Consider the following 23767-nt stretch of genomic DNA (forward strand, 5'->3'; position numbering starts at 1 on the left):
CTCAGCCCACTCCGCATCGGTCATCGGCCCGACTCGTCGACTTCGACTCGACTGTCATTCGCCTCACACATTGTCCCCTCCTGACCTACTCCCGGAACGAACCAAAGGTTCCCGGCGTCTACCTGTCCGGAGGGGGGCCAGTGTCGGCCTCCACCCGCCCCATGACGCATCATGGGTTCATCACATCGGAGCCTCGGGCTCCCCCTGCCCGAGGAGACACACACCGCATGACCAAGCGTCACGGTTATGCCTTGTTGACCGCACTTGTCGCGGTCGTCGTGGTGATCTCTGCCGCCATCTACGTGGGCTTCTCCGGAGTCTTCGGCGGCGACGACGACATACAGGCCGGCGGCGCGCACCCGCGCAGCTCCGCCGCCCCCGCCTCCACCGGTACGTGGGCCGGCACCTGGTCCGCCTCTCCCGCCGGCGGGGAGCCCGGCACGGAGACGAACGGGTTCTACGGTCACTCCATCCGGAACATCGTGCACACCACCGTCGGTGGCAACGCGGCGCGCATCACCCTGTCGAACCTGTACGGGCAGTCGCCGCTGCGCATCACGCACGCGTCGATCGCCGTGGCCTCGGCGCCCAACAATCCGACGGCCCTGTCCGACACTATGCGGCGCCTGACGTTCTCCGGGAACTCCTCGGTCGTCATCCAGCCCGGCCGGCAGGTCGTGAGCGACGCGCTGCGGATCACCGTGCCGAGCGACTCGGACATGCTGGTCACCACGTACTCGCCGACGCCGTCGGGCCCTGTCACGTACCACCCGCAGGCCCGCCAGATGTCGTACGTGGCCCGGGGCGACCGCACCGAGGAACCCAGCGGCACGCTCTACAACCAGCAGAGCCCGTACTGGCGCTACCTCAGCGCCGTCGACGTGCTCAGCAACGAGGCGCAGGGCACCGTCGTCGTCATCGGCGACTCCCTCACGGACGGCATCACCTCCACGATGGGCGCCAACCGCCGGTGGACGGACATACTCGCCGAGCGGCTGCGCACGGAGTCGGGTGCGCCGCGCTACGGCGTCGTGAACCAGGGCATCAGCGGGAACCGGATACTGGCCGACGGGTTCGGCCGGCCCGCGAACAACCCGAGCGGGCTCTCCCGCTTCGAGCGGGACGCGCTCAGCCGCTCCGGGGTGCGTGCCGTCATCATCGACCTCGGCATCAACGACATTCTGCGTACGCCGCAGCAGACCGATCCCGCGAAGATCGTGGGCGGGCTGCGGGAGATGACGCGGCAGGCGCATGCGCGGGGGTTGCGGGTGGTCGGGGCGACGCTCATGCCGTTCCAGGGGCACCCGGGGTATCGGCCGAACCTTGAGGCGGTTCGGCAGTCCGTGAACGGGGAGATCCGTTCCGGGAAGGTCTTCGACAGTTACGTCGACTTCGATCGGGCGTTGCGGGATCCGTACAATCCGCGGCGGCTGCTTGACCAGTACGACTCGGGTGACCATCTGCATCCGAGCGATGCGGGGTACCGGAAGATGGCGGAGGCGCTTGACGTGGCGTCGCTGCGGGGGTCGACCGGGGCGGAACTCTAGCCTCCGGCGGTCACCGGGAGCGTCCTCCCACGCCACGGGGCTCCGCCCCGGACCCCGCGCCTCAAACGCCGGCGGGGCTGGAAAGGCCTGCTCAATCGCCGCAGGGGCTTAATATGCGCGGCTCCGTCAGCCACGTCGCCTTGGGCGCTCTGCCGCCTTGGGCGGCAGGGTGGGCAAGGCGGCGCCACGGTGCGGCGCGCCCATGACGCGGGCCCAGGACCCGGTACCGGCCCACCCGGGGACCCGGTCAGTCGCGTCCCCGGCGTCGGTCGTGGCGGTCCTCCCAGCGGTCGAGGTGGTCCTCGATGGCCTCGCGGTGGCGCTCCAGGCGGTCCTGGTGGAGCTGATGGTGACGGCCCCGCCGTTCCAGCTTCTCGCGGCGGCGGTCCTCCTTGAGGCGTTGGCGTTCCGCACGGGTGACCTTGCGTTCCACGCCGACGCCGCCCCAGAAGGCGAAACCGGTGACCACCACACGTGGCGCGCCCGGGTCACCCGGCACGCCCTCCTCGCTGTGGTCGAAGCCGCCCATGATGCCGATGCCGCGCACCACGACCTCCACGCCCGGTGGCACGACGACGTTCATGCCGCCCATGACCGCCACGCAGTTGATCACGACCTCGCGCGCCTCGAAGTCCGCCTCGCGCAGATCGAGCTCGCCGCCACCCCAGAACGCGAAACAGTTGAACCGCCGCGGCGCCGTCCACCGCCCCTTGCGCTGGAACCCGGACATGATCCCGACGCCCCACGTGGAACTCGCCTCGCCCCGGATCCGCGAAGCCCAGTCGACGGCCCCCTCCGGCAGCGGCTCCTTCACGAAACTCACGGCCCCAGTAGAGCCTGCTCCCACCGGCAGGTCCTTCGTCAGCGGGGCCAACTCACCGTACGTACGCGCCTGATACACCGCGTCGAGCCGCTCGCCGAACTCCTCCATGTCGAGCCGGCCCTCCGCGAGGGCGTCCCGCAGCCGTTCGGCGACCAGTTCACGGTCGGCGTCGGAGGCGCGGAGTTCAGGGACCGGGGGCGTAGAGCCGGATTCGTCCGTCATAGGGGTCAGCGTACGGACGACTGCCGTCAAGGCGCTACGGAGGTGTCCCTCGCGTACATCCGCGCGATGACCGCCTCGATGTCCGGCTCGCGCACCGACAGGTCGGCCAGCGGGTAGCGTTCGGCGATTCGCGCAACCAGCGGCGCCGCCGACTGCCCGGCCGGGAACGCCAGCCACTGCCGCGCCCCCTCCACCTTCACGACCCGCGCGAACTCCACGTCCAGCGGCGGTAGTTCACGCTCCAGGTCCACGACGAGCGTGCGCTCCGCCGCCGCGCCGCCCGTCGCGTGCAGGCCCTCCAGCTCGCCGTCGTACATGAGCCTGCCGTGGTCGATGACCATCACGCGGCGGCACAGCTGCTCGATGTCGGTGAGGTCGTGCGTCGTCAGGAGGACCGTCGTGCCGCGGTCGGCGTTCAAGTCCCTCAGGAATCCGCGTACTTTGACCTTCGAGACGACGTCGAGGCCGATCGTCGGCTCGTCCAGGTACAGCACCTCGGGGTCGTGCAGCAGCGCCGCGGCGATGTCCCCGCGCATCCGCTGCCCGAGCGACAGTTGACGTACCGGCGCGTCCAACAGATCGCCCAGTTCGAGGAGTTCGACGCATCGGTCCAGGTTCTCCGCGTAGCGGCTCTCCTCGATGCGGTACATGCGGCGCATCAGGCGGTACGAGTCGATCAGCGGGAGGTCCCACCACAGTGTCGTCCGCTGTCCGAAGACCACGCCCATGCGCTGGGCCAGGCGCGCCCGTTCGCGTGACGGGTCGATGCCCGCGACCCGCACGCGTCCCGCGCTCGGGGTCAGGATGCCCGTCAGCATCTTGATGGTTGTTGATTTCCCGGCCCCGTTCGGCCCGATGTAGCCGACCATCTCGCCGCGCCGCACGCTGAAGCTCAGCGAGTCCACGGCCCGCACTTCACGCCGCTCCCGCCGCATGAAGCCCGTCTTGCGGCGTACGTCGAAGACCTTCTCGACCTCGTCGAGCCGGATGAACTCGTCACCTGTGGGCGCCACTTCAACTCCCCGTGCTGCGATACGTACGAAGCGCCGCCCGCCAGGCGAACAGCGCGAGGGCCAGACACGCGGCCGCGACCAAGGGCGGCGCGAACGCCACCCAGCGCGGCAGGTCGAGCGGGTAGGGGCGGCCCAGGATGTAGAGGCCGGGCAGCCAGTTCACGAAGGCCAGCGGCAGCACGAACGTGACACCGCGCAGCAGCGAGTCGCCGAAGACGGTGGGCGGGTAGCTGAGCATGGCGTTGCCGCCGAACGTCGCCGCGTTCTGCACCTCGGACGCGTCCTGCGCGACGATCTGGAAGGCCGCGCCCGCGATGAACACGGCCACGAAGATGGCGCCGCCGCTGACCACCAGGACCGGCACGAGCAGCACCTTCAGCGGCGTCCACGTCACGTCGATCGCCGTGAGAGCCCACCCCAGCACCACCACGCCCTGGGTCACCCGCCCCAGCCTGCGCAGCGCGAACCGGTCCGCCGCGACCTGCGCGAGCACCGGCGCCGGCCGCACCAGGAACGTGTCGAGCGTGCCGTCCCGCACCCGCTGCCCGAGCCGCCCCACCGACCCGAACGCCAGATCCGCGAGACCGAAGGACGTGCCCGCCGCCCCGTACAGGAAGGCGATCTCCGCGAGCCCGTACCCGCCGAGCCGGTCGACCTGCGAGAACATCAGCAGGATCCCGACGAACTCAAGGCCTGTCACCGCGAAGTTCCCGAAGACCGTCATCAGGAACGACGCCCGGTACGTCATCGTGGACCGGATCCACATCCCGCCGACGAGCCGGTACGTCCGCGCCGCCTCGCCCAGCGCCGTGCCCCGCTCAGCCACCCTGCACCACCACTCTCCGTGTCGCGGCGGACTGCAACAGCCGCCCGGCGCCGAGCAGCACCACCGCCCACGCCCCCTGGAACAGCAGCGCCCCGGCCAGGCCCCGCTCGCCGAGCAGCACATCCGCCGGCACCTGGAGGAGCGCCGACCAGGGCAGTGCGCGGGCGAACTCGCCGAAGGCGCCCGGGAACACGTTCAGCGGCAGCAGCATCCCGGACAGGAACGTCGACACGAGCCCCGACATCTGCACGATCCCGCTGCCGTCCATCAGCCAGAACGCGGACAGCGCCACCAGATACCGGATCGCGAAACTCACGGACGCCCCGGCGAGCAGCGTCAGCAGGAACGCCACCCACCTCAACGGATCGGCGGGCAGCGCGAGTTGGAAGATCGTCGCCCCCACCGCCATCGGCACGACCCCGCGCCCCAGGAACTGGAAGGCGGCCCGGCCCAGATCCTGCGCCAGCCACCAGCACTGCAGATCCACCGGCCGGTACAGGTCGACGGCGATGTCCCCGCTGCGGATCCGCTCCATCAGATCGGCCTCGAAACCGCCACCGATCTGCAGCACCATCACCGCGAACATCGCCTGCCCGACCCACACGAACGTCAGCGCCTGCGCCTGGTCGTACCCGCCGAGGTGCGGCCGCTCGTCCCACAGCGCCATATACGTACAGGCGATGATCAGGCCGAACACGGTGTTCGTGAAGACCCCGGCGAGGGTCGCGCCGCGATAGGTGGCGTATCTGCGGAAGCCCCCTGCGGCGACGGTCGCGTACAGCCGCACTGCTCCCACCAGTCCAGTCCCCCTCGCGAATTAGGCCGAAGCGCAGGAGCCTAGTCAGAGGGCGCGTCGCCTGCCACGGATTTTCCGCGCGATGTAGCAGTCTTAGAGGTCTTATGTGCCATAAGAGGCGTACGTGACGTACGACGCGGATCAGGAGTTCCACAGGACATGAGCAGCGACGAGCCGGAGCAGCCCGAGCAGCCGACGGAGCCCCAGGATCCGGGCAGGCCCGACGCAGGCGCCACGCCCGCCGCCGCAGGCAAGGCCAAGCGCCCCAAGCGCACCGGCTGGCGGCGCCTGATCCCCACATGGCGGATGGTGCTCGGCGGCCTCATCGGCTTCATCCTGCTGTGCGTCGGCCTCTTCGCACTCGGCTACTTCCTCGTCGACATCCCGGCCGCCAACTCGGCGGCGACCGCACAGAGCAACGTGTACCTGTACGCGAACGGCGACCAGATCGCCCGCGACGGCGAGGTCGACCGGGAGAACGTCAGCCTCACCCAGATCCCCAAATCGGTGCAGCACGCCGTGCTCGCCGCCGAGGACCGCGACTTCTACTCCGAGTCCGCCGTCGACCCGCAGGCCATGCTGCGCGCCGCCTGGTCCACGCTCACCGGCAAGGGCACGCAGGGCGGCTCGACGATCACCCAGCAGTACGTGAAGAACTACTACCTGGGCCAGGAGCAGACCGTCTCCCGGAAGGCCAAGGAGTTCTTCATCTCCATCAAGCTGGACCGCGAGAAGTCCAAGGACGACATCCTCGAGGGCTACCTCAACACCAGCTACTTCGGGCGCAACGCGTACGGCATCCAGGCCGCCGCCCAGGCGTACTACGGCAAGGACGTCCAGGACCTGTCGGCCGCCCAGGGCGCCTACCTCGCGGCCCTGGTGAACGCCCCCAGCGCGTACGACGTGGCCGCGCACCCCGAGAACAAGGACGCCGCCACCGCCCGCTGGAACTACGTGCTCGACGGCATGGTCAAGGAGGGCTGGCTCGACGCCTCCGACCGCAAGAACATGACGTTCCCGACACCCGACCGGGCAAAGGCGCCCTCAGGTCTCTCCGGACAGCGCGGCTACCTCGTACAGGCCGCGAAGGACTACATCACCGACAACAAGATCCTCGACGAGGACACCCTCGCGGGCGGCGGCTACCGGATCACCACCACGCTCCAGAAGAAGAAGCAGAACGCCTTCCAGAAGGCGGTCGACGACCAGCTGATGTCGAAGCTCGACAAGAAAGCCCGGGACATCGACAAGAACGTCCGCGCGGGCGGCGCCGCCATCGACCCGTCGAACGGCAAGGTGCGCGCCATGTACGGCGGCGTCGACTACACGAAGCAGTACGTCAACAACGCCACGCGCCGCGACTACCAGGTCGGCTCCACGTTCAAGCCGTTCGTGTTCACGTCCGCCGTCGAGAACGCCTCGACCACCCAGGACGGCCGCAGGATCACCCCCAGCACCATCTACGACGGCACCAACAAGCGCCCCGTACAGGGCTGGGACGGCGGCCGGTACGCCCCCGCCAACGAGGACGACCGCTCGTACGGCAACATCACCGTCTCCACCGCCACCGACAAGTCCGTCAACGCGGTGTACGCGCAGATGGCCGTCGACGTCGGCTCCGACAAGGTCAAGCGGACCGCCCTCGACCTCGGCATCCCCTCCGACACCCCGGACCTGACGGCCTCCCCCTCGATCGCGCTCGGCCCGTCCACCGCCTCCGTCCTCGACATGACCGAGGCCTACGCGACGCTCGCCAACCACGGCGAACACGGCACGTACACGCTGGTCGACTCGGTCACCAAGAACGGCGAGGCCGTCACCCTCCCCAAGAAGAAGACCCGGCAGGCCGTCCCCCGCGCGGCCGCCGACACCACCACGTCGATCCTCAAGTCCGTCGTCGACGGCGGCACCGGCACCGCCGCCAAGGCCGCGGGCCGCCCCGCCGCCGGCAAGACCGGCACCGCGGAGGAGGACAAGGCGGCCTGGTTCGCCGGCTACACCCCGGACCTCGCGACCGTCGTCTCGGTGATGGGCCAGAACCCGACCTCCGGCGCACAGGTACCGCTGTACGGGGCGACGGGCCTCGACCGGATCAACGGCGGCGGATATCCGGCGCAGATCTGGGCCCAGTTCACACAGGCGGCCCTGTCCGGCACCCCGGCGAACGACTTCGACCTCGACCTCCAGAGCGGGGCCGAACAGGAACCGCTGCCCTCGGACACCGCATCCGCGTCGGAAACGGAATCGTCGACCGAATCCCCCTCGGACACCACCTCCGCGACCCCCTCGGACGAGGAGACCCCGTCCGACGAACCGTCGAGCGAGACACCCCCGACCGAGGAACCGACCGGCGACGAAGAGACGCCCCAGCCCCCGGACACCGGCGGCCAGGACGGCGGCACGGAGCTGAACCCGCTCGGGGCCACCCTCAGATAGCCGAAAAGGGCTGGTGACCAACGGTCACCAGCCCTTGCTCACACGGGAGTACGACTACAAGTACGGCCACAGGTGCGGCTACAGATACAGCCCCGTCGAATCCTCGGAGCCCTCGAACCGGTCGGCCGCCACCGCATGCAGATCCCGCTCTCGCATCAGCACGTACGCGACACCCCGCACCTCGACCTCCGCCCGGTCCTCCGGATCGAACAGCACCCGGTCACCCGGCTCCACGGCCCGCACATTCTGGCCGACCGCGACAACCTCGGCCCAGGCAAGTCGCTTGCCGACGGCGGCCGTCGCGGGAATCAGAATGCCGCCACCGCTGCGCCGCTCCCCCTCCGAGGAGTCCTGCCGCACGAGCACACGGTCGTGCAACATCCGGATGGGCAGCTTGTCGTCGGGGCGGGTGCTGTGCTTATCGGGATTGGCGCTCACGCCGACGAACCTACCTGCACCACACGCACTTGTACGCCCCCGGGTCGCCCCTTGATACGCCCCCCGGGTCAGCGCTTACGCCGCCGCGAACCCACCACGAAGAGCCCGGCGACACCGACCACGACGAGCGCGACCGGCACGATCCGCTCCAGACGCGGCGCACCCTCCTCCGACACAAACTGCCCCCGCACCTCGGAGACCAGCCGGTTCGCCCCGACGTACGCCCGGCCGAGCGTGTGGTCGACCTGCGAGGCGACCTTGGCCTTCGCGTCACCGACGATCGTCTTCGGGTGCACCCGGACACCGATCTCGTCGAGCGTCTCGGCCAGGGTGACGCGACGGCGCTTGATGTCCGCCTCGATCTGAGCCGGGGTTCGCGTATCCGGGATATCCGGCGTGCTGGACATGTGCGACACCGCGCTGCCTCCAAGGTCGCTGCTCTCACTGCGTATGAGTAATGGACAGTCTGTCAGCTCACCGCCTCCGCCACCCCCCGGCACCCCCATTACGCTCAACGAGTCCACTTGTCACGACACCCCAGGAGGCCACCATGAGCGAGCGACTGCAGACCGGCGACACCGCACCCGCCTTCACCCTGCCCGACGCCGACGGCAACGAGGTCTCCCTCGCCGACCACAAGGGCCGCAAGACGATCGTCTACTTCTACCCGGCAGCTCTTACCCCCGGCTGCACCAAGCAGGCCTGCGACTTCACCGACAACCTCGACGTGCTCGCCGAGGCCGGCTACGACGTCATCGGCGTCTCCCCCGACAAGCCGGAGAAGCTCGCCAAGTTCCGGGAGAAGGAAAACCTCAAGGTCACCCTGGTGGGCGACCCCGAGAAGAAGGTCCTTGAGGCCTACGGCGCCTTCGGCGAGAAGAAGCTGTACGGGAAGGTCGTCACCGGAGTCATCCGCTCCACGGTCGTCGTCGACGAGGAGGGAAAAGTCGAGCGCGCCCTCTACAACGTGAAGGCCACCGGCCACGTAGCAAAGATCATCAAGGATCTCGGAATCTGAGAATTCCCGGCGCTCCCTGGACCGACTCCACGTGCGAAAGTTCGGGCATTGACGGAAGTTAGGGACGAAAGGTTGTGATGAAAGTCCCGAATGCTTGGGACTTTCGTTTGCGACCAACGCCCGTGAGCAGGTGGAACCTGGAAGCGCTTTGCAGTCAGAGAAGGGATCCACTCCATGACCACCGACACCGAGGAAGGGCTGGTGCCCGACCCGGAGGCGGTCAAGCGTCACCGCGCCTTGTTCCGCGCCGTGAAGCGGCGCAAGAACCCGCCGCTGCGCCGCACCGACATCACCGTCACCGACGACACCGCGGTGAAGCGCGCGGTAAAGGCGGCATCACTCGGTAACGCCATGGAGTGGTTCGACTTCGGGATCTACTCCTACCTGGCCGTCACCATCGGCCACGTCTTCTTCCCCTCCGGGAACGACACGGTCCAGCTGATCTCGTCGTTCGCGACCTTCGCGGTCTCGTTTCTCGTGCGCCCGATCGGCGGCATGGTCTTCGGCCCCATGGGTGACAAGATCGGCCGCAAGAAGGTCCTCGCGATGACCATGATCCTCATGGCCATCGGCACCTTCGCGATCGGCCTGATCCCGTCGTACGCGACGATCGGCTTCTGGTCACCCGTCCTGCTGATCCTCTTCCGCCTCATCCAGGGCTTCTCCACCGGCGGTGAGTACGGCGGCGCCTCCACCTTCATCGCCGAGTACGCACCCGACAAGCGCCGCGGCTACTTCGGCAGCTTCCTCGAATTCGGCACGCTCGCCGGCTACGTCGGCGCGGCCGGCCTCGTCACCATCCTCACGACGCTGCTCGGCAGCGACGGCATGGATTCCTGGGGCTGGCGCGTCCCGTTCCTGGTGGCCGGGCCCATCGGCCTGGTCGGCCTCTACCTCCGGCTCCGCCTCGACGAGACCCCCGCCTTCCAGAAACTGGAGGACGAGTCCTCGCACCGCGCGACCGACGCCGCCTCCTCCGTCGAGACGACCGCCAAGGGCGACCTCGCTAAGATCTTCCGCAACTACTGGCCGACGCTGATCCTCTGCATCTGCCTCGTCGGCGCCTACAACATCACCGACTACATGCTCCTCTCGTACATGCCGACGTACCTGTCGGACGAGATGGGCTACTCGGAGGCGCACGGCCTGCTGATCCTGATCGCCACGATGATCGTGCTGATGTGCATCATCAGCCAGGTCGGCAAGCTCTCCGACCACTTCGGCCGCAAGCCGCTCCTCATGGCCGGCATGATCGGCTTCTTCGTCACGTCGATCCCGTCCTTCCTCCTCGTGAAGAACGGCGCACTCTGGGCCGTCTCCCTCGGCATGCTGCTCCTGGGCCTCTCCCTGGTCTGCCTCCTCGGCACCATGTCGGCGGCGCTCCCGGCGCTCTTCCCGACGCAGGTCCGCTACGGCTCCCTCTCCGTCGGCTACAACCTCTCGGCCTCGATCTTCGGCGGCACGACCCCCCTGGTCATCACCGCCCTGATCGGCCTGACCGGCTCCGACATGATGCCCGCGTACTACTCGATGGCCGCGGCCCTCATCGGCGTCATCGCGGTGGCCTGCATGAAGGAAACCGCCCAAAAGCCCCTGGCCGGCTCCCCACCCTCGGTGGAGACGGACGAGGAGGCCGCGGAGATGGTCGAATCCCAGGCCCCTACGCCGAGGTTCTGACCGCACGCCTGTTCCATGTGGTCCGCCCACACAAATCGGACCGTCACGCAGTTCACGCGTGACGGTCCGATTTTCGTTTCGTTGCTCCGTACGAGGCCGCGAACTGGTGGCCGAGAACCGAGGGAGGGTTCCCATGGCGGGGCAGCGGTACACGCGAGAGCTGCTGGAGGAAGCGGCTCGCAACGCGCGGAGTTGGGATGAGGCGGTGCGGTTCTGTGGGGGTGAGGTGACGCGGTACAGCAGGCGATACCTGCGCCAGAAGATGGCGGCGGACGGGATCGACGTTTCGCACTTCCCCACACAATGGGTGCGGCACACCGAGGAGGCGCTGCGCGCGGCTGTCGCCGATTCGCACAGCATCAACGACGTGGTCCGCCACCTGGGCATCCGCAACGTGGGAGGCAACCAGGCTCACATCAGCCACCGGATCTCGGTGCTCGGCATCGACACCTCGCACTTCACCCAGGCCGAACGACGACCCAAGAAGTCACTCGGAGGCCTGCTGACCCTGCGGTCCCCGGACGACGGGCGGGTGCCAGGAGTACGACTCCGACGGGAACTGCTACGGCTCGGAATCCCGGAGCAGTGCGCCGTGTGCCGCCGCACGGAGTGGCAAGGAGAGCCCATCCCGCTGGAGGTCGACCACATCAATGGCGACTGGTGGGACAACCGCGCGGAGAACCTGCGCCTCCTGTGCCCCAACTACCATTCGGCAACGGACACTTACCGGGGCCGAAGGCGGCGGTCGTCGTGAACAAGTATCCGCGCAGTGTCCTGGAGGAGACCGCCGCCGCCTCTTCCAGCCTGGTCGACCTCATGCGCCGGGTCGGAGCGCCCATGGGGCAGCAAACCGCTGCGCTACCTACGCAATCGACTCACCCACTACGGCATCGACACCTCGCACTTCCGGGACGAGCCGCTGCCTGAACGTCCGAAGCGGTCGTACTCCAAGGAAATCCTGAGCGAGGGGGCGGCCTGCTCCACCAGCATCCGCGAGATGTTCCTGCACATGGGCATTCCGCCGGAGGACGGCCCGTACGAGCACGTGAAGCGGCGGATGAGGAGGTTCGGCATCGACACGCGCCATTTCAAGCCGCCACGGAGCACGCACCACACCGGCCTCTTCCCCGAGGAGGAGTTCACGCGGGCTGTCGCCGCGTCCATTGGCCTGGCGGACCTGATGCGCCGCTTGGGCCTGCCCGAGTTCAATGGGGCCGCACGCGCGAAAGCTCGGCGCAGCATCGACGAGTACGGCTTGTCGACCGAGCACTTCACCGGGCAGGGGCACTGCGCCGGGGTCCCGTCACCGACCCGCAAGTCTGCCGAGCAGATCCTGGTACGTCTGCCAACAGGGTCCTCACGCACGCGTACGGCACTACTGCACCGGGCACTCGACGAGATCGGCATCCCTCGGACCTGCATGGCTTGCGGGGTCGGCGAGGCTTGGCACGGTAAACGCCTGGTCCTGGAGATCGACCACGTCAACGGCGATCGCATCGACAATCGCCGCGACAACCTGCGGCGCCTGTGCCCGAACTGCCATGCGCTGACCAAGACTTGGAGTCGTCGGAAAAGGCGAACTCCCGTCGTGGGCGACACCGCCGTACACTGACGAGGCGGAGCGTGCCGGAAAGGCGCAATGTCCGTTTTGTCGCGGTCGTGATGGAATGGTAGACATGTCAGGTTTAGGTCCTGATGGGAGAAATCCCGTGAGGGTTCGAATCCCTCCGACCGCACGCGAAAGGGGCCGTCCGAATGGACGGCCCCTTGGCGTGTCGCCTCAGCCCAGCAACTCCCTCACCACCGGCACCAGCGCCCGGAACGCCTTCCCCCGGTGGGAGATCGCGTTCTTTTCGGGCGGGGAGAGCTCCGCTGCCGTGCGGGTGTCCCCGTCGACCTGGAGGATCGGGTCGTAGCCGAAGCCGTTCGTGCCGGACGGGGTGTGTCGCAGGACGCCCCGCATCCGGCCCTCGACGACGCGTTCCGTGCCGTCCGGGAGGGCGAGGGCGGCCGCGCAGGCGAAGTGGGCGCCGCGGTGGATGTCGTCGTCGATGTCGCCGAGTTGGGCGAGGAGGAGGTCCAGGTTGGCCTTGTCGTCGCCGTGGCGGCCCGCCCAGCGGGCGGAGAAGATGCCGGGGGCGCCGCCGAGTACGTCGACGCAGAGGCCGGAGTCGTCGGCGACGGCGGGGAGGCCGGTGGCCTGGGCGAGGGCGTGGGCCTTGAGGAGGGCGTTCTCGGCGAAGGTGACGCCGGTTTCGCGGACGTCGGGGATCTCCGGGTAGGCGTCGGCGCCGACCAGCTCGTGGGGCAGGCCGGCGTCGGCGAGGATGGAGCGGAGTTCGACGATCTTGCCGTTGTTGCGGGTGGCGAGGATGAGGCGGGTCATGTCTCCAGTGTCCCAGGGGCCGCTACGACGAGGTGCAGACCTTGGTCAGTTCGCCCGCGGAGTCCGTCACGGGGTTGACGTCCGGGGTCGCGTCGCCGTTCTTGATCGACGTACGGACGTTGTCCACTGCCTTGTTGAGGTCGTCGACGGCCTTCGAGACGTCGGCGTTGTCGGTCTTGTCGCCGATGTCGTCGAGGTTCTTGTCGATCTTGTCGAGGGACTTGTCAGCCTGCGTCGGGTCGTCGGACGCGTTCTCCACGGCCTGCTGGAGGTCGGCCACGCTGTCGGCGATGGAGTCCGCGGTGCGGGCGCAGTCGAGCGCCTTGTCGACGGCCGAGCAGCCGACGGTGGCCGGGATCGCGACGAGTGCGGCGGTGGCGGCCAGTATGGCGAGACGGTGGGGGCGCGCGGGCATGGAAGGGTCCTCCCCTGAAGTACGGACGGGCGGACGGCAGTTGGTGTCGTACGCCGTCCGTCCACCCGTAGTGACGCAGTCCGCGGCTGTGCGGTTGCTGTGCCACACCACCCTACTTGGGGAGTTCTTTACCCAGGTGGGGGCCTAGGAGAGGGTCTCTTCCAGGGCCTTGCGCTGGATGGCGGCGAGCTCGTCGCAGCCTGAAACGGCGAGGTCCAGAAGGGAGTTGAGCTCGTCGCGGGCGAAGGGCTCGGCCTCGGCGGTGCCCTGGATCTCGACGAAGCGGCCGTCGCCGGTGCAGACGACGTTCATGTCGGTGTCGGCGCGCACGTCCTCCTCGTAGGGGAGGTCGAGCATGGGGACGCCGCCGATGATGCCGACGGAGACGGCGGAGACGGTGCCGGTGAGCGGCTTGCGTCCGGCCTTGATGAGCTTCTTGCCCTGGGCCCAGGTGATGGCGTCGGCGAGGGCGACGTAGGCGCCGGTGATGGCGGCGGTGCGGGTGCCGCCGTCGGCCTGGAGGACGTCGCAGTCGAGGACGATGGTGTTCTCGCCGAGGGCTTTGTAGTCGATGACGGCGCGCAGGGAGCGGCCGATGAGGCGGCTGATCTCGTGCGTGCGGCCGCCGATCTTGCCGCGGACGGCTTCGCGGTCGCCGCGGGTGTTCGTGGAGCGCGGGAGCATCGAGTACTCGGCGGTGACCCAGCCCTCTCCGCTGCCCTTGCGCCAGCGCGGGACGCCTTCGGTGAAGGAGGCGGTGCAGAAGACCTTGGTGTCTCCGAAGGAGACGAGGACGGAGCCTTCGGCGTGCTTGCTCCAGCCGCGTTCGATGGTGATCGGGCGGAGCTGTTCGGGGGTGCGGCCGTCGATGCGAGACATAGGGAGGAGCGTATCGGGTGTGCCGAAGGCCCCGCCCGGGTGTGTGGGGCGGGGCCTTCGGTGGTGGACCGTGCCGGTCAGTGGCGGGTCACATCATGTCTTCGATGTCGGCGGCGATGGGGTCGGCGTCGGTGCCGATGACGACCTGGATCGCGGTGCCCATCTTGACGACGCCGTGGGCGCCGGCGGCCTTGAGTGCGGCCTCGTCGACCTTGGACGGGTCGATGACCTCGGTGCGCAGGCGGGTGATGCAGCCCTCGACTTCTTCGATGTTGTCGAGTCCGCCGAGGCCGGCGACGATCTTCTCTGCCTTCGTGGCCATTTCGTTCTCCCTGTGTTCTCCGGGCCCGCCTCTGGGCCGCTTTGTCACGGTAACCCACGGTTGGCCCATCTTCGCGGGCGGTGAACCCACCCGTGACGAAAGATGACGAGCACGGACCGACCCGTCCCCGCGACTGGTCTACACCAGTATCCAACTACTGCCAAACGTGGCTTGTTCCGGGAGGACGCCCATGAGCGCGAACGCTGCCGCCGCACCACGACCGAGCCCCTGGAGCAACTTCTTCCAGGGGCTCCAGAAGATGGGGCGCAGCCTTCAACTGCCCATCGCCGTCCTCCCGGCGGCGGGCATCGTCAACCGTCTCGGCCAGCCGGATGTCTTCGGCGATGACGGTCTCGGCTGGACCAATGTCGCCAAGGTCTTCTCGGGCGCGGGTGGTGCGCTGCTCGACGCCGACCTCGGTCTGCCGCTGCTCTTCTGCATCGGTGTCGCGATCGGCATGGCCAAGAAGGCGGACGGTTCGACGGCTCTCGCGGCGGTGGCGGGTTTCCTCGTCTACCGGGGCGTGCTGCACCAGTTCCCGATCGACTGTCCGGGCGGGACGAAGACGGTGGCGACGGGTTGCCTGGCGGACGGGGCCGTGACCGCTTCGACGTTCCAGAATCCCGGGGTGTTCGGCGGCATCATCATGGGGTTCCTGGCCTCGTTCTTCTGGGTCAGGTACCACCGCACCAAGTTGGTGTCCTGGCTCGGCTTCTTCAACGGCCGCCGGCTCGTCCCGATCATCATGGCCTTCGTCGGCATTCTCTTCGCGGCGCTGTGTCTGTGGATCTGGCCTCCGATCGGTGACGGCCTGGAGAGCTTCTCGAACTGGCTGGAGAGTCTGGGCGCGATCGGTTCGGGCATCTTCGGTGTCGCGAACCGGGCGCTGCTGGTGATCGGGTTGCACCAGTTCCTCAACGTTCCGCTGTGGTTCCAGTTCGGCTCGTACACGAAGCCCGACGGGACGACCGTGCACGGCGACATCAACATGTTCCTGAGCGGGGATCCGAGCGCGGGCATCTATCAGTCGGGCTTCTTCCCGATCATGATGTTCGCCCTGCCTGCGGCGTGTCTGGCGATCGTCCACTGTGCGCGGCCCGAGCGGCGCAAGGTGGTGGCGGGCATGATGCTGTCGCTCGCGCTGACGTCGTTCGTCACGGGTATCACCGAGCCGATCGAGTACTCCTTCGTCTTCATCGCGCCGGCGTTGTACGCGGTGCACGCGGTCCTGACGGGTGTGTCGATGGCGGTGACCTGGGCGCTCGGGGTGCACGACGGGTTCAGCTTCTCCGCGGGTCTGATCGACTACTTGATCAACTGGAATCTGGCCACCAAGCCATGGATGATCATTCCGATCGGCCTGGTCTTCGCCGTCCTCTACTACGTGATCTTCCGGTTCGCGATCACGAAGTGGGACATCAAGACACCGGGCCGCGAGCCCGAGGAAGAAGTCGAGGACATCACCAAGGCATAACGCTTTCGGCTCGTCCACGGGCTTCTCCGCGAAGGGCCCCCTGACCACTCGGTCAGGGGGCCCTTCGGGTGCGGGATTCGAGGGTTCCTTATCCCGCCTTCATCGTGCTACAACATGGTCTACACCACTGAGTGGTGTAGACCATCTGCTTTTCATGGAGGAAGTTGATGAGCACCGCCAGCGCTACGGCGGCCCCCGCGAAGAAGCGGGGTTCCGGCCTGTTCCAGGGCCTCCAAAAGGTGGGCCGCAGCCTGCAGTTGCCGATCGCGGTGCTTCCTGCCGCGGGCATCATGGTGCGGCTCGGCCAGGACGACATCTTCGGCAAGGACGGCCTCGGCTGGGACAAGGTCGCCGCGGTCTTCAACAACGCGGGCAGTGCCCTGACCGGCGCCCTGCCGATCCTGTTCTGCATAGGTGTGGCCATCGGCTTCGCCAAGAAGTCCGATGGCTCGACGGCGCTCGCCGCCGTCGTCGGATTCCTCGTCTACAGCAAGGTCCTTGAAGCCTTCCCGGTCACCGAAGCGGTGGTCAAGAAGGGCGAGGACGTCGCCGCGACGTACAACGATCCGGGTGTCCTCGGCGGCATCATCATGGGTCTGCTCGCCGCGATCCTGTGGCAGCGCTTCCACCGCACCAAGCTGGTCGACTGGCTCGGCTTCTTCAACGGCCGCCGGCTCGTCCCGATCATCATGGCCTTCGTCGGCATCGTCATCGGCGTCTTCTTCGGACTGGTCTGGGAGCCCATCGGCAACGGCATCTCCAGCTTCGCCGACTGGATGACCAGCCTCGGCGCCGGTGGTGCGGCGCTCTTCGGCGGAGTGAACCGCGCGCTCATCCCCGTGGGCATGCACCAGTTCGTGAACACCGTCTCCTGGTTCCAGCTCGGTGACTTCACCGACTCGGCCGGCCAGGTCTGGCACGGCGACATCCCGCGCTTCCTGCACGGCGACCCGAGCGCCGGCATGTACCAGTCCGGCTTCTTCCCCATCATGATGTTCGGCCTGCCGGCCGCCGCGATCGCCATCGCGCACTGCGCGCGGCCCGAGCGCCGCAAGGCCGTGATGGGCATGATGGTCTCGCTCGCGCTGACCTCGTTCGTCACCGGTGTGACCGAGCCGATCGAGTTCTCGTTCATGTTCATCGCGCCGGTCCTGTACGTGCTCCACGCGGTGCTCACGGCGGCGTCCATGGCGATCACGTGGGGCCTGGGCGTACACGACGGCTTCAACTTCTCGGCCGGCTTCATCGACTACGCGCTGAACTGGAACCTGGCGAGCAAGCCATGGATGATCATTCCGATCGGCCTGGTCTTCGCCGTCCTCTACTACGTGGTCTTCCGCTTCGCCATCGTGAAGTTCGACCTCAAGACCCCGGGCCGCGAGCCCGAGGAGGAGGTCGAGGACCTCACCAAGGCGTGAGCCTCACCGGCAGGGCATGCGCGAAGGCCCCGGAACCCGATGGGTTCCGGGGCCTTCGCGCATGCCCGCTCAGATCTCGTACGTACGTCCCGGCGCCGCCAGTTCCACCGGGCCGTCGTACACCGCGCGCGCGTCCGCGAGGTTCACCTGCGGGTCGGTCCACGGCGGGATGTGCGTGAGGACGAGCTTGCGGGCGCGGGCGCGCTGCGCCGCCTCCCCCGCCTCTCGGCCGTTGAGGTGCAGCGCCGGGATGTTCTCCTTGCCGTGCGTGAACGCGGCCTCGCACAGGAACAGGTCGCTGTCCTCCGCCAGTTCGTCCAGCGCGGCGCACGGCCCGGTGTCCCCGGAGTACGTCAGGGCGCGCCCGCCGTGCTCGATCCGGATCGCGTACGACTCCACGGGGTGGCACACCTTCTCCATGCGGACGGAGAACGGCCCGATCTCGTACGAGCCCGGCTTCACGGTGTGGAAGTCGAAGACCTCGCTGAACGCGGAGGCCGAGGGCGTGTCGGCGTGCGCGGTGGTCAGGCGCTGCTCGGTGCCCTCGGGTCCGTAGACGGGCATGGGCTCGCAACGGCCGCCGTCGTGGCGGTAGTAGCGCACGACGAAGTACGCGCACATGTCGATGCAGTGGTCCGCGTGCAGGTGGGAGAGGAAGATCGCGTCGAGGTCGTAGAGACCGACGTGGCGCTGCAACTCGCCGAGGGCGCCATTGCCCATGTCGAGAAGCAGCCGGTAGCCGTCGGCCTCGACGAGGTAGCTCGAGCAGGCCGAATCCGCGGACGGGAACGACCCCGAGCAGCCGACGACGGTGAGCTTCATAAGAGCCTTCAACCTCCGCGCTGGCGGTCGGAAATGCGGGGTGGAGCCATGGGCCGTCAGGCCGGGGCCTGTGCCGGGGCAGGCCCGAGGGGGTCAGTCGAGCGTAAGGCGCAAAAGGGCGGGTGGCTCCTCCGTCACGGGCTGTTGTGGGCGAACTCACCTGTGCTGTCACCGGTTCGGAGGGCTTTCGGCCCGCTTACGGGCCGCTTACGGGCCGCGGGAGCACCCCGCGGGTCCCACCGGTACCGTCATGCCTATGGACACGTCCTGGTGGCTCGCGCTCGCTGCCGTCGTACTGCTCGCGCTCGTCGCGACGCTGGTCGACGGGTGGGGGCGCGGCTCCCGGCTCCGTCGCCGGGATCGGCATGTGCCGCGTGACGCGCACGCGCGGGGGCCCGAGCCGGGTGACATCTGGTGGGCCCTTGTGCCGTACGAGGACGGGCCCGGTGGGAAGGACCGGCCGTGTCTGGTGCTGTCCGTACGACGGGGCGTGGCGACCGTCGCGAAGATCACCAGTCGGTATCACGACGAGCGGCCGGGTGTGATCGCGTTGCCGCCGGGGTCCGTGGGGGATGCGCACGGGCGGGCGAGTTTCCTGGAGACGGATGAGCTTCGCTCGGTGCCGGTGGGGGATTTTCGGCGTCCGGCCGGGGTGATCGATCCGGGGTTGTGGGACCAGGTGCGGCACCTGGGCCGTTAAAAGCCCCTCCGGCGATTGAGGAGCGGGGTCCGGGGCGGAGCCCCGCGTCCTCAACCACGGAAAGGCGGAAACAGTGGGCTACGCCCACAACTGGCCGTGCAGGACCTCGATCGCTTCTTCCGTTGTCGCGGCCGTGTAGACGCCCGTCGACAGGTACTTCCAGCCGCCGTCGGCGACGACGAACACGATGTCGGCGGACTCGCCCGCCTTCAGCGCCTTCTTGCCCACGCCGATCGCCGCGTGCAGCGCCGCCCCCGTGGAGACGCCCGCGAAGATGCCCTCCTGCTGGAGGAGGTCGCGCGTGCGGGTCACCGCGTCGGCCGAGCCGACCGAGAAGCGGGTGGTCAGGACGGACGCGTCGTACAGCTCCGGGACGAAGCCCTCGTCCAGGTTGCGCAGGCCGTAGACGAGGTCGTCGTAGCGCGGCTCGGCCGCGACGATCTTGACGTCGGGCTTGTGCTCGCGCAGGTACCGGCCGACGCCCATGAGCGTGCCGGTGGTGCCGAGACCCGCCACGAAGTGTGTGACGGACGGGAGGTCGGTGAGGACCTCCGGGCCGGTCGTGGCGTAGTGCGCGCCCGCGTTGTCCGGGTTGCCGTACTGGTAGAGCATCACCCAGTCCGGGTGCTGCTCGGCCAGCTCCTTGGCGATGCGGACCGCCGTGTTGGAGCCGCCCGCGGCCGGCGAGGGGATGATCTCGGCGCCCCACATGGCGAGCAGGTCGCGGCGCTCCTGCGAGGTGTTCTCCGGCATGACGCAGACGATGTCGTAGCCCTTGAGGCGGGCGGCCATCGCGAGCGAGATGCCGGTGTTGCCGGAGGTGGGTTCGAGGATGGTGCAGCCAGGGGTGAGCCGGCCGTCCTTCTCGGCCTGCTCGATCATGTGGAGCGCGGGGCGGTCCTTGATCGAGCCGGTCGGGTTGCGGTCCTCCAGCTTCGCCCAGATCCGTACGTCGTCGGAGAGCGAGAGCCGCGGCAGGCGCACCAGGGGGGTGTTGCCCACCGCGGCCAGCGGGCTGTCGTAGCGCATGAGCCCGCTCAGCGCATTCCGCCGGCCACGGCCGGCAGGATCGTGATGCTGTCGCCGTCGGTGAGCTTGGTGCTGATGCCGTCGAGGAAGCGGACGTCCTCGTCGTTCAGGTAGACGTTCACGAAGCGGCGCAGCTGGCCGTTGTCCACGATGCGGTCGGCGATGCCCTCGTGCCGGGTGTTCAGGTCGGCGAAGAGTTCGCTGAGGTTGTCCCCGGCGCCTTCGACGGCCTTCGCGCCGTCGGTGTAGGTGCGGAGGATGGTCGGGATGCGGACCTCGATGGCCATGCTGGGCTCCTGTCGGGAGTCGGAAGTCGTGTGGGTGAGCGCGCCGGGGCGCGGGCGGTTCCGGTCAGGTGCGTGGGTGGCGGGAGCTGCGGGTCCTCGAGGGGTGCCCGGCGGTCCGGCTCAGCGCGGACAGATGGCGCTGGCGAGGCGGCACAGGTCGACGTGCAGCCGCGCCACGAGCAGCATGCCCGGCGTCTTTTCGCTCACGTCGTGGGAAACCATGGGCTCATCGTATCGATTCCCGGTCCGGATCCCGGAATGTGATCTCACCATGCGGTCGAAATGCGTCCGGTGGATGAGAACTCCGAGGTCGGGGTCGTCTCTCGGGCGGGGTTCGGGGCCGTCTTTCAGGCGGTGATCTCGACTTCTTCCTCGGTGATCTCGCCCTCGACGATGCGGTACGAGCGGAACTGGAAGGGGCCCGCGTCGTCGGCGTCGGCGGTGGAGACCAGCACGTAGTGGGCGTGCGGCTCGTTCGCGTACGTGACGTCGGTGCGCGAGGGGTACGCCTCGGTGGCCGTGTGCGAGTGGTAGATGACCACCGGCTCCTCGTCGCGGTCGTCCATCTCCCGGTAGAGCTTCAGCAGGTCACCGGAGTCGAACTCGTAGAACGTGGGCGAGCGGGCGGCGTTCAGCATCGGGATGAAGCGCTCGGGGCGGCCCTCACCGACCGGGCCGGCGATGACGCCGCATGCTTCGTCGGGGTGGTCCTTGCGGGCGTGCTCGACGATCTGGTCGACGAGGGTCTGGGAAATCTTCAGCATGCGGCCAGGATAAGCAGAGGGCCGCCGCATACCGGATCCCGGTATGCGGCGGCCCAATGGGTGAGACGAGAGCGTCAGGTGCGCTTCGCGAAGGCGGCGCTCTGCGGGTTGCGCTTCTTCAGGAAGAAGTACGCGACACCGAGGATCGCGGCCCAGACCGGGGCCGCGTACAGGGAGACGCGCGCGTCCGGGTCGATGCCCATCAGGACGATGACCATGAAGATGAACGCGAGCGCGAGGCCGCTGACCCAGATGCCCCAGGGCGCGCGGAACTCGGACTTCGGGAGCTCGCCGCGGTCGGACTTGAGGCGGTAGCGGATCTGGCAGATCAGGATGATGATCCAGGCCCACATGCCGGAGATGGTGGCGAAGGAGACGACGTAGTTGAACGCCTCGCCGGGCCACTGGTAGTTGATCCAGACGCCGACCAGCATCATCGCGGCGGAGAACGTGGTGCCGATGACGGGCAGACCGTTCTTGCTGAGCTTCGTGAAGAAGTTCGGGCCCTGGCCGTTCTGCGCGAGGTCGCGCAGCATGCGGCCGGTGGAGTACATGCCCGAGTTGCAGGAGGACAGCGCGGCGGTCAGCACGACGAAGTTGACGATGGCGGCGCCGACGCCCAGGCCCATCTTGTCGAAGGCGTGCACGAACGGGCTCTCGCCGGCCTTGAAGGACGTCCACGGCACGACCGAGAGGATCATGATCAGAGCGCCGACGTAGAAGACGGCGATGCGCCACGGCACGGTGTTGATGGCCTTCGGCAGGACCTTCTTGGCGTCCTTGGCCTCGCCCGCGGTGACACCGACGAGCTCGACCGCGAGGAACGCGAACATCACCATCTGCAGGGTCATCAGCGTCGAGCCGATGCCGTTCTCACCGGCGAAGAAGCCGCCGACGTCCCACAGGTGGGTGAGGGAGGCGGTGTCACCGGCGTCGGAGAATCCGATGGTGAGGATGCCGGCGCAGATCAGGATCATGCCGATGATGGCGGTGACCTTGACGGTGGAGAACCAGAACTCCAGCTCACCGAAGAGCTTCACAGAGATCAGGTTGGCGCCGTAGAGAATGACGGTGAAGACGAGTGCGGACGCCCATTGCGGGATGTCCCACCAGAACGTCATATACGTGGCCGCCGCGGTGACCTCGGTCATTCCGGTGATGACCCAGAAGAGCCAGTACGTCCAGCCGGTGGCGAAGCCCGCGAAGGGGCCGATGAACTCGCGCGCGTACTCCGAGAAGGAGCCGGACACGGGGCGGTACATGAGGAGCTCGCCGAGAGCCCGCATGATGACGAAGATGACCACGCCGGCGACCGCGTACGCCAGGATCAGGCTGGGCCCCGCCTTGGAGATGCCCTTGCCCGCGCCGAGAAAGAGGCCGGTCCCGATGGCGCCGCCGATGGCGATCATCTGGATCTGCCGGGCCCCGAGTCCCCGCTTGTAACCCTCGTCGGTCTCGGCCTGCGCGGCCTCATTGCCGTCGTGCTGCTCGTCGACCTGCACTGAGGTCATTTGTGCGCCTTTCTCCATGCCGATCCGTGCCGTACTCGGCTCGGATCGACTGTGACGATCCTTTGGGGTCTGGGCCCCTGGATGGATGGAGCTTTGTGCCTACCGGCGGTCGGCCGGTCGGGGCGCCCTCTGACAGGACAGGGGTGGCGTCCGTCAGGTGGTCGTGAAGATTTATCACGGCGTTCTTCGGGGTCGGCCGAGGCGCGTGTGGCGCATGCCACTGGAAGAACAGGACAAAACAAATCACCGCTCCGCAATGTGGGTGGGTGCGGTGACGGGATCGTTATACGGATTTGAGGGCCCGCTGAGCGAACAGCACAACCTGACCGGCCGTCGGTTCGTCAGGGCCCCGACGTCAGGCCGTCAGGGTCTCGACGAGGGTCTCCTGGAGCCCGCCGAGCCACAGGTACGCCATCACCATCGGCTTGCGCGCGTCGTCGTCCGGGAGCCGGTAGAGGAGGTCCGTGTCCTCCTCGTCCGTGATGTCGAGGCGGGTGCCGATCGCGAGGCGCAGATCGTTGAGCGCGCGCATCCACTGGACGGACTCGGCCTGCGAGAGCTTGAGGACCGCTCCCCCGTCGCCCGCCGGGCTGAGCAGGTCGAGCGTGCGGATCACGGCGAGGGCGTCCTCGCGCTTGCCGGCCCGCAGATCGTTCTCGGTGAAGCGGCGGAACTCCGAGGAATGGGCGCGCAGTTCGTCGGCGTCCTCGGCGCTTTCGCCCTCGGCGCCCGGGCCGCCGTACGCGTCGGGGAAGAGGCGGCGCAGGACCGCGTCGGAGGGCGGTTCGCTCGGCCCCTCGGCGAAGAGTTCCGCGAGCGGGTCCTCGCTCACCTCGCCGCCGGGTCCGGGACCGACCAGCTCGAGGAGCTGCACCGCGAGCGAGCGGATGATGGAGATCTCGACGTCGTCGAGGGCGACGGCCGCGCCGCCGCCGGGGATCGGTTCGAAATGTCCTGGCATCGG

General features: G+C 68.2%; 26 protein-coding genes and 1 tRNA gene. 10 read left to right on the forward strand and 17 right to left on the reverse strand.

Annotated features, from left to right (window positions below):
* The first annotated feature begins 227 nt into the window (after positions 1-227).
* Positions 228-1547 (forward strand): SGNH/GDSL hydrolase family protein, encoded by a 1320-nt coding sequence (locus ACWD2L_RS30530; protein WP_351339879.1) that lies wholly within the window; start codon positions 228-230, stop codon positions 1545-1547.
* Positions 1548-1794: 247 nt separating this feature from the next.
* Here the strand turns inward: ACWD2L_RS30530 and ACWD2L_RS30535 are convergent, their stop codons facing one another.
* From ACWD2L_RS30535 to ACWD2L_RS30550, 4 genes are read right to left on the reverse strand one after another with little or no spacing between them, the layout of a single operon-like run.
* Positions 1795-2592, reverse strand: a complete 798-nt coding sequence (locus ACWD2L_RS30535; RefSeq protein ID WP_351339881.1) for a DUF1707 SHOCT-like domain-containing protein — start codon at positions 2590-2592, stop codon at positions 1795-1797.
* A 26-nt stretch (positions 2593-2618) separates the two neighbouring features.
* Entirely contained in the window at positions 2619-3605 is a 987-nt protein-coding gene (locus ACWD2L_RS30540; protein ID WP_351339884.1) for an ABC transporter ATP-binding protein, read from the reverse strand.
* 1 nt (position 3606) lies between these two features.
* Complete coding sequence (locus ACWD2L_RS30545; RefSeq protein ID WP_351339923.1) at positions 3607-4371, reverse strand: ABC transporter permease; 765 nt, start codon at positions 4369-4371, stop codon at positions 3607-3609.
* A 52-nt stretch (positions 4372-4423) separates the two neighbouring features.
* Positions 4424-5218, reverse strand: coding sequence for an ABC transporter permease (locus ACWD2L_RS30550; RefSeq protein ID WP_351339925.1), 795 nt, complete (start codon positions 5216-5218; stop codon positions 4424-4426).
* A 168-nt stretch (positions 5219-5386) separates the two neighbouring features.
* On the opposite strand from ACWD2L_RS30550, the gene ACWD2L_RS30555 reads away from it, so the two are divergent.
* Positions 5387-7663, forward strand: a complete 2277-nt coding sequence (locus tag ACWD2L_RS30555) for a transglycosylase domain-containing protein (protein ID WP_351339887.1) — start codon at positions 5387-5389, stop codon at positions 7661-7663.
* Positions 7664-7741: 78 nt separating this feature from the next.
* Here ACWD2L_RS30555 and ACWD2L_RS30560 read toward each other — a convergent pair whose 3' ends face one another.
* Together ACWD2L_RS30560 and ACWD2L_RS30565 are read right to left on the reverse strand one after the other, a co-directional pair.
* The gene (locus ACWD2L_RS30560; RefSeq protein WP_266718636.1) at positions 7742-8044 is read right to left on the reverse strand and encodes a GroES family chaperonin; all 303 of its coding nucleotides are present in this window, start codon (positions 8042-8044) and stop codon (positions 7742-7744) included.
* Between the two features lie 125 nt (positions 8045-8169).
* The gene (locus tag ACWD2L_RS30565; RefSeq protein WP_351339890.1) at positions 8170-8508 is read right to left on the reverse strand and encodes a DUF3618 domain-containing protein; all 339 of its coding nucleotides are present in this window, start codon (positions 8506-8508) and stop codon (positions 8170-8172) included.
* A gap of 143 nt (positions 8509-8651) precedes the next feature.
* Here ACWD2L_RS30565 and bcp point away from each other — a divergent pair, with 143 nt between their 5' ends.
* The 5 genes from bcp (at position 8652) to ACWD2L_RS30590 (ending at position 12532) form a co-directional block, all read left to right on the forward strand.
* Positions 8652-9119, forward strand: coding sequence for a thioredoxin-dependent thiol peroxidase (gene bcp / locus ACWD2L_RS30570; protein WP_351339893.1), 468 nt, complete (start codon positions 8652-8654; stop codon positions 9117-9119).
* Positions 9120-9293: 174 nt separating this feature from the next.
* Entirely contained in the window at positions 9294-10796 is a 1503-nt protein-coding gene (gene proP / locus ACWD2L_RS30575) for a glycine betaine/L-proline transporter ProP (protein ID WP_351339896.1), read from the forward strand.
* 133 nt (positions 10797-10929) lie between these two features.
* Positions 10930-11550: an HNH endonuclease gene (locus ACWD2L_RS30580; RefSeq protein ID WP_351339897.1), complete on the forward strand. Its 621-nt coding sequence runs from the start codon at positions 10930-10932 to the stop codon at positions 11548-11550.
* Between the two features lie 243 nt (positions 11551-11793).
* Positions 11794-12408, forward strand: coding sequence for an HNH endonuclease signature motif containing protein (locus ACWD2L_RS30585; protein ID WP_351339900.1), 615 nt, complete (start codon positions 11794-11796; stop codon positions 12406-12408).
* A gap of 41 nt (positions 12409-12449) precedes the next feature.
* Positions 12450-12532, forward strand: a tRNA-Leu gene (locus ACWD2L_RS30590).
* A gap of 44 nt (positions 12533-12576) precedes the next feature.
* Here the strand turns inward: ACWD2L_RS30590 and rdgB are convergent.
* From rdgB to ACWD2L_RS30610, 4 genes are all read right to left on the reverse strand, one after another.
* Positions 12577-13182 (reverse strand): RdgB/HAM1 family non-canonical purine NTP pyrophosphatase, encoded by a 606-nt coding sequence (gene rdgB / locus ACWD2L_RS30595; RefSeq protein WP_351339903.1) that lies wholly within the window; start codon positions 13180-13182, stop codon positions 12577-12579.
* Positions 13183-13204: 22 nt separating this feature from the next.
* Positions 13205-13597, reverse strand: coding sequence for a hypothetical protein (locus ACWD2L_RS30600; RefSeq protein ID WP_351339905.1), 393 nt, complete (start codon positions 13595-13597; stop codon positions 13205-13207).
* A gap of 144 nt (positions 13598-13741) precedes the next feature.
* On the reverse strand, positions 13742-14476 hold the full coding sequence (gene rph, locus ACWD2L_RS30605) for a ribonuclease PH (protein ID WP_351339908.1): 735 nt from the start codon (positions 14474-14476) through the stop codon (positions 13742-13744).
* 88 nt (positions 14477-14564) lie between these two features.
* Positions 14565-14798, reverse strand: coding sequence for a glucose PTS transporter subunit EIIB (locus tag ACWD2L_RS30610; RefSeq protein ID WP_100593980.1), 234 nt, complete (start codon positions 14796-14798; stop codon positions 14565-14567).
* Positions 14799-14988: 190 nt separating this feature from the next.
* Between ACWD2L_RS30610 and ACWD2L_RS30615 the strand changes: the two genes are divergently transcribed.
* Together ACWD2L_RS30615 and ACWD2L_RS30620 are read left to right on the forward strand one after the other, a co-directional pair.
* The gene (locus ACWD2L_RS30615; protein WP_351339912.1) at positions 14989-16272 is read left to right on the forward strand and encodes a PTS transporter subunit EIIC; all 1284 of its coding nucleotides are present in this window, start codon (positions 14989-14991) and stop codon (positions 16270-16272) included.
* 167 nt (positions 16273-16439) lie between these two features.
* The gene (locus tag ACWD2L_RS30620; protein ID WP_351339914.1) at positions 16440-17690 is read left to right on the forward strand and encodes a PTS transporter subunit EIIC; all 1251 of its coding nucleotides are present in this window, start codon (positions 16440-16442) and stop codon (positions 17688-17690) included.
* 69 nt (positions 17691-17759) lie between these two features.
* Here the strand turns inward: ACWD2L_RS30620 and ACWD2L_RS30625 are convergent, their stop codons facing one another.
* Complete coding sequence (locus ACWD2L_RS30625; RefSeq protein WP_351343869.1) at positions 17760-18512, reverse strand: MBL fold metallo-hydrolase; 753 nt, start codon at positions 18510-18512, stop codon at positions 17760-17762.
* Positions 18513-18768: 256 nt separating this feature from the next.
* On the opposite strand from ACWD2L_RS30625, the gene ACWD2L_RS30630 reads away from it, so the two are divergent.
* Positions 18769-19212 carry a type II toxin-antitoxin system PemK/MazF family toxin gene (locus ACWD2L_RS30630; RefSeq protein ID WP_351343872.1) on the forward strand — a complete coding sequence of 148 codons (444 nt, stop codon included), beginning with the start codon at positions 18769-18771 and terminating at the stop codon, positions 19210-19212.
* Between the two features lie 78 nt (positions 19213-19290).
* On the opposite strand, the gene ACWD2L_RS30635 is transcribed toward ACWD2L_RS30630, so the two are convergent.
* The 6 genes from ACWD2L_RS30635 to ACWD2L_RS30660 all read right to left on the reverse strand — a co-directional run bounded on the left by ACWD2L_RS30635 (position 19291) and on the right by ACWD2L_RS30660 (position 23764).
* A complete protein-coding gene (locus ACWD2L_RS30635; RefSeq protein WP_351343875.1) occupies positions 19291-20241 on the reverse strand; it encodes a PLP-dependent cysteine synthase family protein in 951 nt (316 codons plus the stop codon).
* 8 nt (positions 20242-20249) lie between these two features.
* Positions 20250-20528, reverse strand: a complete 279-nt coding sequence (locus ACWD2L_RS30640) for a MoaD/ThiS family protein (RefSeq protein WP_351343878.1) — start codon at positions 20526-20528, stop codon at positions 20250-20252.
* Positions 20529-20648: 120 nt separating this feature from the next.
* The gene (locus ACWD2L_RS30645; RefSeq protein WP_323179532.1) at positions 20649-20750 is read right to left on the reverse strand and encodes a putative leader peptide; all 102 of its coding nucleotides are present in this window, start codon (positions 20748-20750) and stop codon (positions 20649-20651) included.
* Positions 20751-20875: 125 nt separating this feature from the next.
* On the reverse strand, positions 20876-21292 hold the full coding sequence (locus tag ACWD2L_RS30650) for a M67 family metallopeptidase (RefSeq protein WP_351343882.1): 417 nt from the start codon (positions 21290-21292) through the stop codon (positions 20876-20878).
* A 74-nt stretch (positions 21293-21366) separates the two neighbouring features.
* Positions 21367-22803, reverse strand: a complete 1437-nt coding sequence (locus tag ACWD2L_RS30655) for an amino acid permease (protein WP_351343885.1) — start codon at positions 22801-22803, stop codon at positions 21367-21369.
* 355 nt (positions 22804-23158) lie between these two features.
* Positions 23159-23764 (reverse strand): DUF2017 domain-containing protein, encoded by a 606-nt coding sequence (locus ACWD2L_RS30660; RefSeq protein ID WP_351343888.1) that lies wholly within the window; start codon positions 23762-23764, stop codon positions 23159-23161.
* Positions 23765-23767 lie beyond the last annotated feature (3 nt).

It is taken from the genome of Streptomyces sp. NPDC002754, from assembly GCF_053592315.1.